15 protein-coding genes and 1 pseudogene are annotated in these 15,869 nt (G+C 60.5%); 8 read left to right on the top strand and 8 right to left on the bottom strand.

Annotated features, from left to right (window positions below; all coding sequences use genetic code 11):
• Positions 1-5: 5 nt before the first annotated feature.
• Entirely contained in the window at positions 6-824 is an 819-nt protein-coding gene (locus CYJ10_RS26955) for an enoyl-CoA hydratase (protein ID WP_101684503.1), read from the top strand.
• Between the two features lie 75 nt (positions 825-899).
• Here CYJ10_RS26955 and CYJ10_RS26960 read toward each other — a convergent pair whose 3' ends face one another.
• The 3 genes from CYJ10_RS26960 to CYJ10_RS26970 form a co-directional block, all read right to left on the bottom strand.
• Entirely contained in the window at positions 900-2,138 is a 1,239-nt protein-coding gene (locus tag CYJ10_RS26960; RefSeq protein WP_219621531.1) for an NHL repeat-containing protein, read from the bottom strand.
• A 582-nt stretch (positions 2,139-2,720) separates the two neighbouring features.
• Positions 2,721-2,936 (bottom strand): hypothetical protein, encoded by a 216-nt coding sequence (locus tag CYJ10_RS26965; protein ID WP_146002128.1) that lies wholly within the window; start codon positions 2,934-2,936, stop codon positions 2,721-2,723.
• Between the two features lie 207 nt (positions 2,937-3,143).
• Positions 3,144-4,529 carry a GntP family permease gene (locus CYJ10_RS26970; RefSeq protein WP_101684505.1) on the bottom strand — a complete coding sequence of 462 codons (1,386 nt, stop codon included), beginning with the start codon at positions 4,527-4,529 and terminating at the stop codon, positions 3,144-3,146.
• 146 nt (positions 4,530-4,675) lie between these two features.
• Between CYJ10_RS26970 and CYJ10_RS26975 the strand changes: the two genes are divergently transcribed.
• A complete protein-coding gene (locus tag CYJ10_RS26975) occupies positions 4,676-5,026 on the top strand; it encodes a hypothetical protein (protein ID WP_101684506.1) in 351 nt (116 codons plus the stop codon).
• Between the two features lie 209 nt (positions 5,027-5,235).
• Positions 5,236-6,750 carry an N-acyl-D-amino-acid deacylase family protein gene (locus CYJ10_RS26980; protein WP_257993561.1) on the top strand — a complete coding sequence of 505 codons (1,515 nt, stop codon included), beginning with the start codon at positions 5,236-5,238 and terminating at the stop codon, positions 6,748-6,750.
• 210 nt (positions 6,751-6,960) lie between these two features.
• On the opposite strand, the gene CYJ10_RS26985 is transcribed toward CYJ10_RS26980, so the two are convergent.
• Positions 6,961-7,425 carry a YaiI/YqxD family protein gene (locus tag CYJ10_RS26985; RefSeq protein ID WP_101684508.1) on the bottom strand — a complete coding sequence of 155 codons (465 nt, stop codon included), beginning with the start codon at positions 7,423-7,425 and terminating at the stop codon, positions 6,961-6,963.
• A gap of 351 nt (positions 7,426-7,776) precedes the next feature.
• A complete protein-coding gene (locus CYJ10_RS26990) occupies positions 7,777-8,193 on the bottom strand; it encodes a hypothetical protein (RefSeq protein ID WP_101684509.1) in 417 nt (138 codons plus the stop codon).
• Between the two features lie 191 nt (positions 8,194-8,384).
• Between CYJ10_RS26990 and CYJ10_RS26995 the strand changes: the two genes are divergently transcribed.
• Positions 8,385-8,639 carry a hypothetical protein gene (locus CYJ10_RS26995; protein ID WP_101684510.1) on the top strand — a complete coding sequence of 85 codons (255 nt, stop codon included), beginning with the start codon at positions 8,385-8,387 and terminating at the stop codon, positions 8,637-8,639.
• A 73-nt stretch (positions 8,640-8,712) separates the two neighbouring features.
• The gene (locus CYJ10_RS27000; RefSeq protein WP_257993562.1) at positions 8,713-9,831 is read left to right on the top strand and encodes a dipeptidase; all 1,119 of its coding nucleotides are present in this window, start codon (positions 8,713-8,715) and stop codon (positions 9,829-9,831) included.
• 290 nt (positions 9,832-10,121) lie between these two features.
• Here CYJ10_RS27000 and CYJ10_RS27010 read toward each other — a convergent pair whose 3' ends face one another.
• Both CYJ10_RS27010 and CYJ10_RS27015 read right to left on the bottom strand, forming a co-directional pair.
• A complete protein-coding gene (locus tag CYJ10_RS27010; RefSeq protein WP_101684511.1) occupies positions 10,122-10,493 on the bottom strand; it encodes a single-stranded DNA-binding protein in 372 nt (123 codons plus the stop codon).
• Positions 10,494-10,649: 156 nt separating this feature from the next.
• Positions 10,650-10,889, bottom strand: a pseudogene (locus CYJ10_RS27015) (ATP-binding cassette domain-containing protein); the annotation flags it as partial.
• 880 nt (positions 10,890-11,769) lie between these two features.
• Between CYJ10_RS27015 and CYJ10_RS27020 the strand changes: the two are divergent.
• Both CYJ10_RS27020 and CYJ10_RS27025 read left to right on the top strand, forming a co-directional pair.
• On the top strand, positions 11,770-12,660 hold the full coding sequence (locus CYJ10_RS27020; protein ID WP_101684577.1) for a LysR family transcriptional regulator: 891 nt from the start codon (positions 11,770-11,772) through the stop codon (positions 12,658-12,660).
• A 44-nt stretch (positions 12,661-12,704) separates the two neighbouring features.
• On the top strand, positions 12,705-13,217 hold the full coding sequence (locus tag CYJ10_RS27025) for a MarR family winged helix-turn-helix transcriptional regulator (RefSeq protein ID WP_101684512.1): 513 nt from the start codon (positions 12,705-12,707) through the stop codon (positions 13,215-13,217).
• A 160-nt stretch (positions 13,218-13,377) separates the two neighbouring features.
• On the opposite strand, the gene CYJ10_RS27030 is transcribed toward CYJ10_RS27025, so the two are convergent.
• Positions 13,378-14,295, bottom strand: coding sequence for a ketopantoate reductase family protein (locus CYJ10_RS27030; RefSeq protein ID WP_101684513.1), 918 nt, complete (start codon positions 14,293-14,295; stop codon positions 13,378-13,380).
• 363 nt (positions 14,296-14,658) lie between these two features.
• On the opposite strand from CYJ10_RS27030, the gene CYJ10_RS27035 reads away from it, so the two are divergent.
• A partial coding sequence (locus CYJ10_RS27035) for an MFS transporter (RefSeq protein WP_101684578.1) occupies positions 14,659-15,869 on the top strand: 1,211 nt, incomplete at its 3' end.

Consider the following 15,869-nt stretch of genomic DNA (forward strand, 5'->3'; position numbering starts at 1 on the left):
TCAGTATGTACCGAGAAATTTCAGTGACCCGGTCGGAGCGCAATCCGCACGTTGTTATCGTGACGATGAACCGCCCGGACAAACTCAACGCTCTGACTAAGGTCATGGAAGCCGAACTGCGCGAGGCGATGGAAGCCGCTGACCGCGACGACACCATCCGCGTGGTGGTGCTGACCGGCGCCGGCAAGGGCTTCTGTGCGGGCATGGACATCAACGAGCTTGAAATTCTGCCGCCAGGCGACATCCGGGCGGCCCAGTGGATGCGCCCTTACGACATGAACCGCCGGGCCGACTATCAGACCCGCTACGGCTACTTTCCCGCAATGCGCAAGCCCGTGATCTCAGCCATCAATGGCGCGGCAGCAGGTCTAGGACTCGTCTTTGCGCTGTACAGCGACATGCGCTTTGCCAGCAGCAAGGCCGCTTTTAGCACCGCTTTCGCGCGACGCGGCCTGATTGCGGAGCATGGTATCTCATGGCTGCTGCCACGCGTGGTGGGCCCAGGGCATGCGGCCGATCTGCTCTACTCCGCGCGCAAGGTGCTGGCCGACGAGGCGCTGCAAATGCGGCTGGTGGACCGCGTATGCGAGCCCGACGATCTCATGGCCTACACGCTGGAATACGCGGCCGACCTGGCGGAGAATGTCTCGCCGCGCTCGATTCGTGTCATGAAGCGCCAACTCTGGGAGCAGCCGTTCCAGACGCTGGCCGACGCCACGCAAATGGCCAATGCCGAGATGTTTGAGAGTATCCAGAGCGAGGATTTCACCGAAGGTGTGGCCCATTTCATCGAACGCCGCCAGGCACGGTTCAGTGGGCGGTGACGGTGAATCTCCTCAACCAACCTGGCTGCCCGCTAGGGGCGGGGCCCTGGCAGGCCCCGTCTTGCGCTGGCGTGCCTACGGTACAACCGGCGTGATCTTGCGGATCTCGTGGTTGCGTGTATCGGCCACGTAGACGTTGCCGCTGGCATCGACCGCCACGCCGAGCGGGAGGTTGAACGATGCGGCGGTGCCAATGCCGTCGGCTGCCCCGCCCGACCCGGAGCCGGCCAAGGTGCTCACCACCCCCGCCGGCGTGATTTTTCGGATCGCATGGCTGCCTTGATCGGCGACGTAGACGTTGGCGCTGGCGTCGACCGCTACGCCGAACGGGGAGCTGAACGAGGCGGCGGTGCCGATGCCGTCGGCCGAGCCGGACGAACCGGAGCCGGCCAAGGTGCTCACCACCCCGGTCGGCGTGATCTTGCGGATCGCATGGCTGCCTTGATCGACGACGTAGACGTTGCCGCTGGCGTCGACCGCGATGCCGGACGGGGCGTTGAACGAGGCGGCGGTGCCGATGCCGTCGGTCGAGCCGAGCGACCCGGAGCCGGCCAAGGTGCTCACCACCCCCGTCGGCGTGATCTTGCGGATCAATTGGTTGCCTTGATCTGCCACGTAGACGTTACCGCTGGCGTCGACCGCCACGCCGAACGGGGTGCTGAACGAGGCGGCGGTGCCGGTGCCGTCGGCCGAGCCGGACGACCCGGAGCCGGCCAAGGTGCTCACCACACCGGTTGACGTGATTTTGCGGATCTCGTGATTGAATGTGTCGGCCACGTAGACGGTGCCGCTGGCGTCGACCGCCACGCCGTACGGGTAGCTGAACGAGGCGGCGGCACCGGTGCCGTCGGCCGAGCCGGACGACCCGGAGCCGGCCAAGGTGCTTACCACCCCTGTCGGCGTGATTTTACGGATCAAGTTGTTGCCTTGATCGGCCACGTAGACGTTGCCGCTGGCGTCGACCGCCACGCCGAACGGGAAGTAAAACGAGGCGGCGGCACCGATGCCGTTGGCCGCGCCGGACGACCCGGAGCCGGCCAAGGTCGAGACCTTCGCGTTGGCGGTCGTGCAGGCAACGCCCACATTCGACACATTTGCCGTGGCGGTACCGGTGCCATTGGCCACCGTGCAGTATTGCCACAGCGGTTGTGTGCCGACCGTGACCACATACGCGTTGCTGGGCGCGACCGGCATGACAAAGGTGAAGGGCCCCGGGGCGCCCAGCGTCAGGGAATCGGCGCCGTTGTTCAGCAGCGTCAGCTTTTCGGAGGCGGGCAGGCCGGTCACCGTGCCGCCGATGGTATAGCTGGCCACGACTGCGGGAGTCCCAGTTTCCGGCGCGCCTGAATCATTGCCACCACAGGCGGCGAGGAGCAGTGAGAGGATCGTGGCAGCCAGGGGGCGCAGGGAAGACGTCGTGGGTATGATCATGGTCAGCGGTTCGATGTGGATTGGGAGTTGTGCAATGGGTCCGGTTGGGCGCGCCTATGCTTGGGGTTGTCGCTGCCGTGTCCGCCGCCTCACCTGCTGCTACCCACCACGCACGGATGGCGTATAGATTCAATCCCGACCCCTATAGGTTTTTGCTTAGTTTGGGTCGAAACCTATATAACCTTGGCGATTCAGGCCATCCTTCAATCAAGGAGGGGCCTTTACCCTGCCCTCGCCGTCGGAGAGGCATAGGTATCCGTCGCACCAAGAACTTTGTCAGCGATGGAGGAGCCCATCGTCAGCCAATGCGACGTTGGTGAATATCAGACGTAATCCCGCGTAAAACGGCAGAAAGCCACTGGGGCTGAACCCCTCGAACGAGGGGCGAGGTATGGGCGGTTGGGAGGACCCGCTTGCGGACGCTCGTTGCTTTCGCTCATTTGGACCGCCACCGTAAACGTCCGCTCATGGCCGAGACCCGCCTTCGAAACGCACCGTACCCGCATTGCGCGCCGCGCTGAAGATCGCCGGCGCGAAGCGCGAGTCGAGCGCCGGATCAGCAATGGAGATTGCCGCGCCACAACTCCCGTCCGGGTATTGAACGTTCGCGCCGTCCAGCCCCAGCTTTGCGAACATGCCAGCGCAGTTCTTCGCATTGCCCGAGAGAATCACGTTCGCCATGCGCGCGCCGCTCGTCCCTCCCGCCTCAATGCGCAATCCCTCACTCCGGTTCGCGGTGACTGTGCTGTTGGCCAGTTGGACATTCTGCGCGTAAATGGACGCTCCCCCCGCAGTGGCAATATTGCGCGCGACCAGCGCGTTGCCGAAGCGCGGCCCACCAAGGCAATCCCGGGGCCACGTGCGGCGGTCCGAACCGCCGCACGTCTTTCAATGCACGGGAATCATCGCATTGAATATCAGTACCATAATCAATCCTACGACCGCAACGATTGACTGGACCACCGAGATGGTCTTGGTCGCTTCGCTCATGGTCATGCCGAACGATTCCTTGACCATCCAGAACCCCGCGTGATTGGCGTAGTTGAAGAACAGCGATCCGCAGCCGATCGACAATGCCAGCAACGGCAGGTTGAGGTTCGGATCGCTGCCAGCCAGCGGCGCCAGCAGGCCCGCCGCGCCGACGATGCCCACGGTGGCCGACCCGGTCGAGACCGATAGCAGCATCGCGATCAGCCAGCCTAGGACCAGTGGCGGAAATGCGAGCTGCTGCGTCAGATGCACGATGGCATCACCCACCTTGGCGCTGGTGAGCATTTGCTGGAACGCGCCGCCGCCTGCGATGATCATGATGATCGAGGCAATGGGCTTGAGGCTGTTGCCCAGCGCGCTCCGCAGTTTCTCCGCATCACCGCCTCGGGAAATCACCAGCGCCACGATCGCGAACAGCACGCCCAACAACATGGCGATCAACGGGTTGCCGAGAAAACTTGCCACGTGCAGCGCGGCACTTCCCTTGGGCAGCAACGTCTCGGCAATGGCATGCACAAGCATCAGGATCGCGGGCAGCAATGCTGCCAGCACGCCGGTCGCGACGCCAGGCTGCCGGCCGGCCTCGGGTTGCTCCGCGAGGGTGAACTGGTCCAGCAGGGCTTGATCGGGCCGCGTGCTCATGCGGGGTGACATGAAGGCGCCGTAGAGTGGGCCGCCAAGAATCATTGCGGGAATCGCCGCGAGAAAGCCGTACAGCATCGTGGGGCCCACGGACGTCTTCAGACTGGCGATCGCTGTTAGCGGACCCGGGTGGGGCGGTACCATGCCATGCATCGCGGCCAGCGCGGAAATGACCGGGACGCCCACATAGACATAGGCCGAACCCTTGAAGCGGCCCTTGTCCTCGAGTTTGCGGGCAACACTGAAGATCAACGGCAGCATCACCACTAGTCCGACTTCGAAGAACATCGGAATCCCGACCACAAAGGCAACCAGCGTCATCGCCCACGGGATCATCCGATCGGAGGCACGCTTCAGAATCGCATCGGCAATCTGCTCGGTGGTCCCCGCATCGGCAAGGATCTTGCCGAGCATCGCACCGAGCGCAATCACGACACCGACCGCGCCGAGCGTTTTGCCTGCACCATCGACCAGATGCTTGACGATGCTTTCCGGGGCCATGCCAGTCGCGAAACCAACGCCAACGGAAACGATGAGGAGCGCCAATAGCGGATGCATTCTAATCCGCGACACGATTAGGGCGACGAGCGCGAGCACGCTGACGAGGGCGGTCAGCAAGAGTTGTAGATCCAGGGACGTCATGAGGTTTAAAGGCGAGACCGCAAAGGTATCCATTATCGTTCCATTGTCATTCGCGAGGAACGTTCGCCTCATAGGACGCCCAAACAAGCCGTCGCCGTGGATCTGATGAACCGCATGACGGTCTACGCGTCCGCCTGGTCGGTTGTGTGAAGTTCACCACGGCCGCCGACCAATTGGACATTTCCACCACGATGGTCAGCAACCATATTCGCGGGCTGGTTCACTTCTACCGCGGCTGCCAGTGTTTCTCGCACGCCTGGACCACGTTCAGTGCCATAGACGCTCAAGCACTAGAGCAATTGCTCTACCGTGCTTTAACACGGGTCCATTGCGCTGCCTTGCAGTACGCAGCGGCCGGAATCATCGTGTTGGTGCAGCTTTTCCCGGCTTGCAGTGCCATGCCGGCAGGGTGTTGCACCGGGATGACGCCGTCCCATGTCGCGATGGCATACCTTTCGACTTCCTGCTATTTGCAGACAACTTTGTCCGAAACCTAGAATCCTCGCGCCGCACCGCATTTCTTGCGAATTCGGTGATTTACCCACGGCACCGCAGTCATTCAACTTGATCGACACAGGGGAGCTAGATGAAGAACAAGAAGGGAAAGTTGGCAGCGACGTCGGCAGTCGCGGCAATCGTGATTTTCGGGGGTTGTGGAGGAAGCGAATCCGATGCGGTCGCGACGACCGCGCCCGCAGCGGAGCCGTTGGCTGTTGAACTGCTGATCCAGGGCGGGATGATCTATGACGGCGATTCGGACCAGCCTGTGGTGGGTGATGTGGGCATCGTGGGCGACCGCATTGCGTTCGTGGGGACGACGCAACGGAAGGTGGTGGCGGCGCGCACGGTCAGCGCGCAGGGGATGGTGGTGGCGCCAGGGTTTATCGACGCCCACTCGCACGTAGACACCGATGTGTTCTCCACCGACGCCGCCAAGCGCCTCAACGCGCCGTTCACCACGCAGGGCGTGACCACTGCGGTGATCGGCAACGATGGCTACGGCGGCTACGATATTGCCGCGCAGGCCGCCAAGCTGCGTGCGGCGCCGCCGGGCACCAACATCGCGATGTATGTGGGATTCGGCCCAGTGCGGCAAAGCCAGTTGGCCGATGATAACGTGGCGCCCACGGCAGCGCAGCTCGAGATCATGAAGGGACACGTGGCCGATGCGATGTGCCAAGGCGCGCTGGGCTTGTCGGCGGGGCTCTACTACACGCCGCAGAACTTCTCGACGACCGAAGAGGTGATTGAGGTGGCGAAGGTGGCCGCACGGTTCGGTGGGCTGTACGACACCCACATGCGCGATGAAGGCTCCAGCAACATCGGCCTGAAGGCGGCCGTGGCCGAAGCGCTGCGCATCGGCGCCGAGGCCGGCATGCCTGTCAACATCTCGCATATCAAGGCGCTGGGCGTGGACGTTCAGGGGCAGGCGCCGGATATCATCAAGCTGATCCAGGCCGAGCAGGCCAAGGGCCGCAAGATCACGGCAGACCAGTACCCGTGGCTCGCGTCAAGCACGTATTTCTCAGCGGCCGTGATCCCATTCTGGGCGCTGGCCGGTGGACGCACCGCGATGCTCGCCCGCTTCAACGATGCAACCGTGCTGACCCAGCTCAAGACCGATATCGCGGAGAATATCCGCGTGCGCGGCGGTGCGGCGGCCCTGCTGTTCGCGGCGGGCAATCCGGCGTACGTCGGCAAGACGCTGGCGGATGTGGCAACGACCGCTGGCGTGGCGCCGGTGGACGCGGTGATGACGGTCCTGCGCGGCTCAGAAATGTTGGTGGCCAACTTCAACCAGAGCGACGCTGACGTGCGGACCTTCATGGTGCAACCGTGGGTCATCACCTCATCGGATTCCTCGACCGGCCATCCGCGCGCCTATGGATCGTTTGCGCAGAAGTACGCCGAGTATGTGGTCAGGCAGAAGACCATCACGCTAGCCCAGTTCGTCCACAGCAGTTCGGCGCTCACCGCCGACACGCTGGGGCTGACAGGGCGTGGGCGGTTGAAGGCGGATTACTTTGCCGATGTGGTAGTGCTCGACCCGGCGAAGTACAAGGCCATGGCCACCTACACCTCACCGGCGCAGTTGTCGGTGGGCGTGGTAATGACGTTAGTCAACGGCCAGCCGACGGTGGAGAACGGCGCAACGACCGGCAAGGCTTCGGGACGCCCGCTGCTGCGCACGGTGGATGCGAAGCTATGTCCGGCGGCTTGATCGGCAGTTAAGTAAAACGAGATGGGGCCGGCGACGCGATGGGCGTGCCGGCCTTCTCTATGGCGGCGCACGCGAGGGGTCAAACGTCTTTTCATGGTCTGCGAGTTCAAGCGGTCGATGCAACAGCTTGTTGGAATCGCAGCGACCGTCGCGGGACGGCTGATCGGCGCGTTTCGGGAAGTCGTGTCTCAATAAGCCATTGGGTAAGTGTCAGGGCGCGGCCTTTGGCGTGGCATGGCGCACCAGAAATTGGTCCAACCGAGCAGCAAAGGCCTTGCTGTCTTGTGGCCCATACGGCGCAGGCCCTCCGGTGTCAATGCCACAGGCCCGTAGTTGGTCCATGACCTCACGCATCGTCAGGCGCTCCTGGATATTTTCTAGGCTGAACCAGTTCCCTCGGGGATCCAGCACTTGGGCCCCCTTCGCCAAGGCAGCAGAGGCCAGCGGGATGTCGGCGGTAATCACGAGGTCACCGGCGTTGGCCAACTCCACGATACGGTCATCGGCGCTGTCAAATCCCGCTGGCACCTGCACGAGTTTGATGTGACGGGAGGGCGGCGTACGGAGGTATTGGTTCGCCACAAGTGTCACGCATACGCTGACGCGCTGCGCGGCCCGATACAACATGTCCTTGACGACAACGGGGCAGGCATCGGCGTCAACTAGTATTTGCATCGCAAGGGTTCCAGGTGAGAAAGGCAGGGTGCACCATGATAATGCCTTCAAGGCACGATTACCTGGCGGTTGCGCTATCCCGTTTATTGGCCGGCGCGTGGCGGGGAAACTTGGGACGCTCGGAACTCGCTACCGACTTGTATGACGAAACGCCTTTCGGAGGCGCCACGCTCAGTGACGAGAACGGCGCACGGAGAAAATAAGGGCCCAGCCATCGTGGCAGTGGCCCAAGGGTCGACGTCGGAAGCCAGTGTCCATATATCGTCGACTGTTGTTGGCCGACCTCGGAAGTTCGATCGGAACTGAGCCCTCAGCGGCAGTGCCCCGAAACCGCTTCGATGGCACGACGAGTCAGTCGCCTCGGGATGCAAAGCTTGCTGCGGTCTTGCGGAGTCGCTGGGACCTCGCTGTTGCAGACAACTCTCGCAGCGTATCGCTCAACGAAACGCCGTCAACCTCCCGTATGCCTGCATTGATCAGCCGCCCAACCATGAGAATGCCGAATTCGCTGGGCTGCCGAGCAAGGGAGCGAAGTAGCTCCGGCTCATAGTTTCGCAACGACTCAAGTCCGTGGAGAACGGTCCATGCCACGCCGGAGCCGTCTTCCTCTGGGTAGCGCTCAAATACGCTCAGAAGCTGGGGTATTGCTTGCTCGGGATACCCTGCCTGCCAGAGTTCGGCAACGAGCGAATCCAAGGGAAGCCAGTTGTCGTCTTTGGGTAAAAAGGCGGCGATGTCATCAGCGATTTCGACGGTAGTCCGAGGCATAGCGAGAGAGGCGTTCGGTCGTTCAGGCGCGAAAGCCGGAGTTTATCCCGACCGCCCGTTGGCCGTCCTCAGTCGTCCCCCTCCGCGACACGTGCCAACTGCCACCCACTCTATCCAATCATTGTCCTTACAAACTTGGAAGCGAGTTCCGCGTTACGATTCAGGATTCAACTACCATATGATGTCGATTCATGACTTCCACGAAGGACGATCAAGTCGGCGCCTGTGTCTATATTCTGCATATGTTGTTACAGCGACTGGAGTCCCAGCGGCCGGGGATGCTGCTGCAGATGACAGAAGGCATTTCGGCAGACCAGGCAGCGGCGTCCGCGACCGAAAGCGGGAAGAGACTTGATTCGGTCTTTTCGGAGGCATTGCGGATGGTCAATCTGGCGCAAGCGCAATTGCAAGGCGCTAATCGACGTGACACAGAAGACGATCGCTAGCGGCTGATCTCGGCCTTGGCGATATTCCCGGAGGAAGCCATACCTCTTGCTCAACCGATTTGCGTCCAGCCCCATGCAAAACGACAACCCCAGTGCTTGCCCGATATCATCGATGCTCATGAGCCGTCGCGCGTTTCTGGCATTGGGTGCGGCGGCGGGAGTTGCTGCTTGCACCTCCGGGCGCATGGGAAGCGACACGCCTTGGCATGCCTCTGCCGGCGCCGTGACCATCGACATGCATAGCCATGCGGGACGGTTGACGATGTCGCGTGATCCGGCTCTGGGGGGTAACCGTCCGTTCCTGCCTGTCGGTGCGCAGATGCGGGCGGGCGGCATGAACGTGGTCTGCTTTGCCGTGGTCATGGATACGCCTGTCACGCGTGTCTCGTCCGATCGCAAGCGTTTCGAAGCGTGGCGTCAGCCGGAGCCTGGCGAGTTGTACCGGATGTCGCAGCAGGCATTCGAGCGTGCGAAGGCACTCGTTCAGCATGAAGGGCTCGACGTTATCACGCAGGGCAGCGCGTTGCGGTCTGCGGATGTCGCTGCGCCACGCGCCATCATCGCGTCGGAAGGTGCCGATTTTATTGAGGGTCGGCTGGATCGCGTTGATGAAGCCTTCCATCAGCACCAGTTGCGGCAGTTGCAACTGACCCACTATCGGGTCAACGAAGTCGGTGACATCCAGACGGAAACGCCCGTTCATGGCGGCTTGACCGATTTCGGTGCGGATGTAATTCGCCGTTGCAATACGCTGGGCATCGTCATCGATGTGGCGCACGGCACGTACGATCTGGTGAAGCGCGCTGCGTCGGTGACGACCAAGCCGTTGGTGCTGTCGCATACGGCGCTGGCCACGCATCCAGGCACGCGCAGTCGTCTGATCACGCCCGATCATGCGCGTGTTGTCGCGTCTAGCGGCGGGGTCATCGGCATCTGGCCGAACGCCGGTACGTTTCGCGATCTGCAGGACATGGCCAACGGCTTCAAACGCTTGGCCGATATTGTGGGTGTAGATCACGTGGGACTCGGCACGGACATGCTCGGCTTTATTTCCCCACCGGTATTCCAAAGTTACGAGCAATTGCCGACGCTGGGCAACGCCTTGCTCAAGGCAGGCTTCTCGCAATCAGAAACCGAGCAGATGCTCGGCGGCAATTATCGGCGCGTGTTCGAGACTTCAGTCTCGGGCTGAGTTTTTCAGTGCTACGCCAGCGCGGATGCCAAGTTCATTGCGGTTGGTCTAGAAATCGACCCATGGCCGCTTGACTAACTCTCCCGGCAGGTCCGCCAGCATGGTTCGGATGGTGTTTTGCGTGCGACCTGTCGATCCCGTATCCGAAATCGACAGGCGTGGATATGCGGACGCACCGCGCGCAGACAGCGCTTGATCACGACGGCCTCGTTCTTGACGATCATCGACTGGCAGATTCGCATTCCAAAACGCGGGGCTGACTCCCCGCCGTTTATCTATTCGCCGCTGCTTTAGACAGACCTGTCCTCCAGGCCTTCTGCGCCAGTCGGTGCTGACTGCTGTTGGACAGCTTCCCGCTTTCGGTTGATGTGGTAGGGCGTCAGCACTGCATGGGCCACCATGTCCAGCGCTGGGCGTGTATCGCCGTTCTTGTCAGTCCATACCTTCGGTGTGAGCGTGCCAGACAGGGCAACTGAATCTCCGTCATCCAGCGCGAGCAGGGCTGCCCGTACTTCGTCGCTAAACGCAATGACGTTGACGAACAGCGATTCGCCGTCGCCAGCGGGGGCGAGCACCTTCGTTGTGACATAGGCCTTGCCGCCTTGCCCTTGGCGCTCTGCGGACTTTCCGTAAACCTTTCCACCAATCAGACCATCAATCATTCTTCACCTCGCTGTCCCGGGCGACTACCGCCCAGGTTTCAATTGAACCTTAACCGCAACCGCCGGTGCATGGGGCAGTTGTCGATTATCACGCCCCGCAACGGGGTGGGTGCACCCGATTTCCGCGGCAGACTACCATGCTCAAAGGATTTCCCGGGGTCCGATGTCGATGACCCATTCGGCCTGCGCCACCACGCGCATATCGTGTTCGACCACAACCACGGTGTTGCCAGCGTCCACCAGCGTCTGCAACTGCGCGAGCAGGCGGTGCACATCGGCCGGATTCAAGCCATTTGGTGGCTCGTCGAGCACGTACAGCGTGGCGCCGCGCTGCGCGCGCTGCAACTCGGTGGCCAGCTTGATACGCTGCGCCTCGCCCCCCGATAGTCCATCGGCGCAAAACCAGGACCACAGCACGCAAACACCTCCGCCGGAGCCTGTCGATGCCGCTAGAGGCGCCGGCCACGACAATGGTGGTGGGTCCGCTTCTCAGCATTTGCCGCGCCATGGGTGGTCAGAACGGGTAGAGAGCCCCATGGATAGTTCGGACCCGTGCGGTGATTCTTCAGGCAACACAACGGCCAACGACTATTTTCCGAATTAATTCGATATACGTATTGAGGCGGCTATTTATACGTATAGATTATCGTGTGATATTGCGATTCAAAGTAATATGATGATTAAGGCGAAAACTCTGTGTGGGAATATGGTCGGCGCAGATTATAGGCGAACGACGAAACCATGACATGAGGAGATAGCAGGTATGAAGGTGCTTCCGTAGCCGGCGATACCTTTGGTTTCTATACTCACGTCCTCGTTAGCCATCCGGTCATTGTAGCAACAGCCTGTATGACTCATGCTTCACGCGTAGCAGGGAGAGCTTTGTGCAAAACCCGGTAGCGCGAGTTGTTACGTTGAACATTACGCCCGCCTACTGAACATCATGTCTCTCAAAAGAACTATTTGCGCACTTGCGTTGGCTGGTTTGTCCATCTCTGCCTTTGCAGGACCGGATTGGACCGTCATCGAACGAGCTCGTGTGGCCGGAAAACGGCCACACAACGAAGAGGCTCCTTCCGCGGCAATGCGAACAAAGAATAACCAGAAAGCGGCCTTGGGAAACACAACCGACTCCTTACGTCAGTTGAAGTCGAGCGAGGCAAAGGGTGGCCAGGACGATGAGCGTTCCCATTGAACCCCGCCTCAAGGAGCCCGAGAACGCTAGGCGGTGAACGGATGCAGGATGAAGCGCGACTGTTCGGTTGGCGTCCACGTTATGAAATCACATGATCGTCTCCTCCGCACCTTTCTTCGGATTGCCGACCTAACGTCGTTGTCTAGGGCCGCGCACGAGCTTGGTCAGACACAGTCGGGGGTTAGCAAGCAGTTGGCCACGCTTGAGGCCGAGATCGGGCAGCCGCTGTTCATACGGAACGGGCGCGGTGTTACGTTGACGGACGTCGGCGTGGCATTGCAGCAGGCGATCGAAGTGCCATATCGCGCAATTGATCACGCGCTGGAGGCCATACGGTACGAACACGGCGCGGGGCACGCTACCCTCCGTATTGCCTTCGTCCATACCGTAAATGACTATTTTCTTCCCGATGCTGTAGCTGGCTTCGTGGCCAAATATCCCGACGTCAGCCTGTCTTTGATCGCCCGGAGTTCTTCGGACGTGGTGATGCTTGTTGAAGGAGGAAGGGCTGATCTCGGCATCGTCTATGACACTGCGGTGGATACCGCCGCACTATCATCGCATCCGCTTTTTGAAGACAGCATGTGCTTGGTGACGGTGCGAAAGACGGAGGCGAAAACGTCAGAGGTGGGGATCGATTTGCGCGGGCGCATGCTGCGCCTGGTCGGATTCCCACGCGGCTTCGCGCTGCGCCGCATGGTAGAAAGCGCCGGGCTCAAGCCCTTGTATGTCGCAGAGGCAGAGTCGGTGGATTCTATTCTTAAGCTTGTGTCTATGGGGGTGGGCGATAGTATTTTGCCGTCGCGGTTACCGGACAAGCTGTTAAACGAGCACGGTTTGAGGAAAATAAGAATCGACAGTCCCCATCTTCGTCGGCGCATGGTTGCTATAAAGCACGTCGCACGCAAGACACTGCCTATTGTTGATGCCCTGTTTAATTCTGTGTTACAAGTCGCGAGCACACTGCGGTAGAAGCGACGATCATCGGATTAACACTCGAAGCCTCTACCACGAAGATGTCCATTCATTCTCCCGACGTGCGGACGCTGCCCGTCCACATCGATTCCTTTCATCCCGATCACTTCGACATTAGCAGCAGTCTGGCTTATCTGCTGGCGCGTGCCAAGAACTCGTTGTTTCAGAGCATTGAGCAGGAGGTTGGCTCTTTGCACTTAACGCACACACAGGCGAGTTGCCTGATGATGCTGGCTTATGGCGGCGATACTACTACTGCAAGTGATATCGCTCGCAACTTGAACACCGATGCGGGGTCGGTGACACGCTTGCTGAACCGTATGGAGAAGCGTGGGCTCGTTGTCAGAAATCGTCGGGACATTGATCGGCGCGTAGTAGATCTTTCACTAACCGAAAAAGGCCATGCGATGGCCAAAATGTTGCCAAAGATATTCAGCGACGTCCTGCGAAAGCACTTCAACGGATTTCGGGCGGACGAGATTTCTACGTTTCGAAGGATGCTGTTGTTCGTGGCGGCGGAATGCAAGACAGAAGAAATCGCTGCGGAAGAGTAGTTCGTTGTCGGCGCTCCATGCGTAAGTTGATGAAAATGAACAACGGCTACCGTAAGAGACGACGTAGACTCCCGACCGAGGAGGCGGTGCTTTCACTTGTGACGCCGTTGCCTCGACGACCTCGCGAGCCCCAAGCAAGGCGCGCGGAGTTTGTGGTGCCTTAAGTAGTGTGTACCGAGGGGTGACGACGGTTTCGTTCAATCAAATGCACGATGGCTACCAGCAATTGATTTGCGGGAGTCGGGACGCCCGATTTTTTTCCACGCTGCACAACGACGCCGTTCAAGGCCGCGATTTCGCTGGGCTTTCCTCGTGCGAAATCCTGGGCCATCGAAGAGTATTGACCCGGCGGTATTGTCCGTCGAACCCTCTCCAACTGACTCTCTAGGTCGTAATCGATGTTGATGCCTTCTGCCTTGGCAACGGCAAGACACTCGGCGATAACGTTCTTCATCGCCTCATCGGCCGAAGGAAATCCGCGAATATTTTTATACGGAAGCCCAACTATTGCAGAAATGGCGTTGTAGGAGCAGTTGAGGATTAGCTTGTCCCAGAGCGGGCCATCGACGTTTGCATATACCACGGTTGGAACAGCGGCTTGCGAGAACATGCTGGCAACGATCGAACTATTCGACCCGCTTCCAATCGCCAGGTCGCCACGGCCATGATGCATGAGATGCCCTTCACCTACCATTTCACAGGCCACATATACTGCAGCGGGGATGACGTGAGACTTGAAAACTTCCGCAAGCGTGTTAGCGTTATCGATCCCATTTTGCAGTGATACGACGATTGTCTGGTCCGTAAGGTAGGGGCGAATCTCCTTCGCGGTGCTTTTGGAATCCATTGACTTCACGCAGACCAACACAACGTCTGCCCCGACAATGTCTCGCATGTCAGTGCTGGCGCCTAGGGGAACACTTTTGAACGTTGTGGCCGATTCGAAGTGCAAGCCCCTATTTTTAATAGCGGAAATATGCGGATCTCTGCCAACGAGTAGAACATCTTGCCCGGCTTCGGCCAGCCTTGCGCCAAAAAAACAACCAACTGCACCGGCACCTACAACTGCAACTTTCATTTTTCGATACCTATTCACAACTAAGGTGTTGCGACGACACGCGTTGTTCCCTTTTGGTGCAAGGGTTAACGACTTCACTGGCTTTCCGATATGGCACCGAGGCGAGGGAAAACTAATATTGCAGGTTGCAATATAGTCCTTGCGGAAAGAGCGAATGCAAGGACATATCAGGTGTGACTGGAAGGAATGCCCGCCGGCATTTGAAGCTGCTATCTTTACGCCTTTGCGAAGCGTCCCGTCGTGCCCGCCTGCTTACCCGCCGGCCCCGGTTCGCCAAGTTCGTGTCGTCATCCTTCGGCCGTCTCCCTCCACGTCATCCGTGTTGCGCGCTTCGCATGTGAATGTATCCATGCGAGTCTTTTCATGTCCACCTCCAGCAGTACTGCCGGGGCACTGGGCGCGCAAGGCGGCCACGCCGCCCGCCCCCTGACCGGCCAGGATTACAAGACGCTTGCCCTCGCTGCACTGGGCGGCGCGCTTGAGTTCTACGATTTTATTATTTTTGTCTTTTTCGCCAAGGTTATTGGCCAGCTGTTCTTCCCGGCTTCGGTGCCGGACTGGCTGCGGCTGCTGCAAACCTTCGGCATTTTCGCGGCCGGATATCTGGCGCGCCCGCTGGGCGGCATCATCATGGCGCACTTCGGCGACCTGCTGGGCCGCAAGAAGATGTTCACGCTGTCGATCTTGCTGATGTCGGTGCCGACGCTGCTGATGGGCCTGCTGCCCACCTACGCGACCATCGGCCTGCTGGCCCCGATGCTGCTGCTGGTGCTGCGCATCCTGCAAGGCGCCGCTGTCGGCGGCGAAGTGCCAGGTGCCTGGGTATTCGTGTCCGAACACGTGCCCAAGCGTCACATCGGCTATGCCTGCGGCACGCTCACGGCGGGCCTGACGGCCGGCATCCTGCTGGGGTCCCTGGTGGCCACCAGCATCAACGCGATCTTCGACCCGCAGGAACTGCTGGCCCATGGCTGGCGCGTACCGTTCGTGTTGGGCGGCATCTTCGGCGTGGGTTCGATGTACCTGCGCCGCTGGCTGCACGAAACGCCGGTGTTCGCCGAACTGCAGCAGCGCAAGGCGCTGGCCGCCGAAATGCCGCTGAAGGCCGTGGTGCGCGATCATCGCGGCGCCGTGCTGATCTCGGTGCTGCTGACGTGGATGCTGTCGGCCGGCATCGTGGTCGTGATCCTGCTGACGCCCACCTACCTGCAGACGCTGTTCGGCTTCGACGCCCGCACGGCGCTGGTCGCCAACAGCGCGGCCACGCTGTGCCTGTCGATCGGCTGCGTGGTGGCTGGCGTGCTGGCCGACCGCATTGGCGCCCGCCTGACGCTGACCGTCGGCGGGGCGCTGCTGGCGGCCACGGCCTACCTGCTGTACACCACCATCGGCACGCGCCCTGACCTGCTGCTGCCGCTGTACGCGCTGGCTGGCTTCTTCGTCGGCACGATCGGCGCCGTGCCGTATGTGCTGGTGCATGCCTTCCCGGCGCAGGTGCGTTTCTCGGGCCTGTCCTTCTCGTACAACGTGTCGTACGCGATTTTCGGCGGCCTGACGCCGGTCATCGTCTCGCT

The organism is Cupriavidus pauculus (assembly GCF_002858765.1).
Taxonomy (GTDB): Bacteria; Pseudomonadota; Gammaproteobacteria; order Burkholderiales; family Burkholderiaceae; genus Cupriavidus; species Cupriavidus pauculus_B.

Coding starts and splice junctions, on each gene's coding strand:
- CYJ10_RS26955 (WP_101684503.1), top strand. CDS start 6: ATGTACCGAGAAATTTCAGTGACCCGGTCGGAGCGCAATCCGCACGTT.
- CYJ10_RS26965 (WP_146002128.1), bottom strand. CDS start 2,936: ATGGCGAACGTGATTCTCTCGGGCAATGCGAAGAACTGCGCTGGCATG.
- CYJ10_RS26970 (WP_101684505.1), bottom strand. CDS start 4,529: ATGACGTCCCTGGATCTACAACTCTTGCTGACCGCCCTCGTCAGCGTG.
- CYJ10_RS26985 (WP_101684508.1), bottom strand. CDS start 7,425: ATGCAAATACTAGTTGACGCCGATGCCTGCCCCGTTGTCGTCAAGGAC.
- CYJ10_RS26990 (WP_101684509.1), bottom strand. CDS start 8,193: ATGCCTCGGACTACCGTCGAAATCGCTGATGACATCGCCGCCTTTTTA.
- CYJ10_RS26995 (WP_101684510.1), top strand. CDS start 8,385: ATGACTTCCACGAAGGACGATCAAGTCGGCGCCTGTGTCTATATTCTG.
- CYJ10_RS27000 (WP_257993562.1), top strand. CDS start 8,713: ATGCAAAACGACAACCCCAGTGCTTGCCCGATATCATCGATGCTCATG.
- CYJ10_RS27010 (WP_101684511.1), bottom strand. CDS start 10,493: ATGATTGATGGTCTGATTGGTGGAAAGGTTTACGGAAAGTCCGCAGAG.
- CYJ10_RS27020 (WP_101684577.1), top strand. CDS start 11,770: ATGAAATCACATGATCGTCTCCTCCGCACCTTTCTTCGGATTGCCGAC.
- CYJ10_RS27025 (WP_101684512.1), top strand. CDS start 12,705: ATGTCCATTCATTCTCCCGACGTGCGGACGCTGCCCGTCCACATCGAT.
- CYJ10_RS27030 (WP_101684513.1), bottom strand. CDS start 14,295: ATGAAAGTTGCAGTTGTAGGTGCCGGTGCAGTTGGTTGTTTTTTTGGC.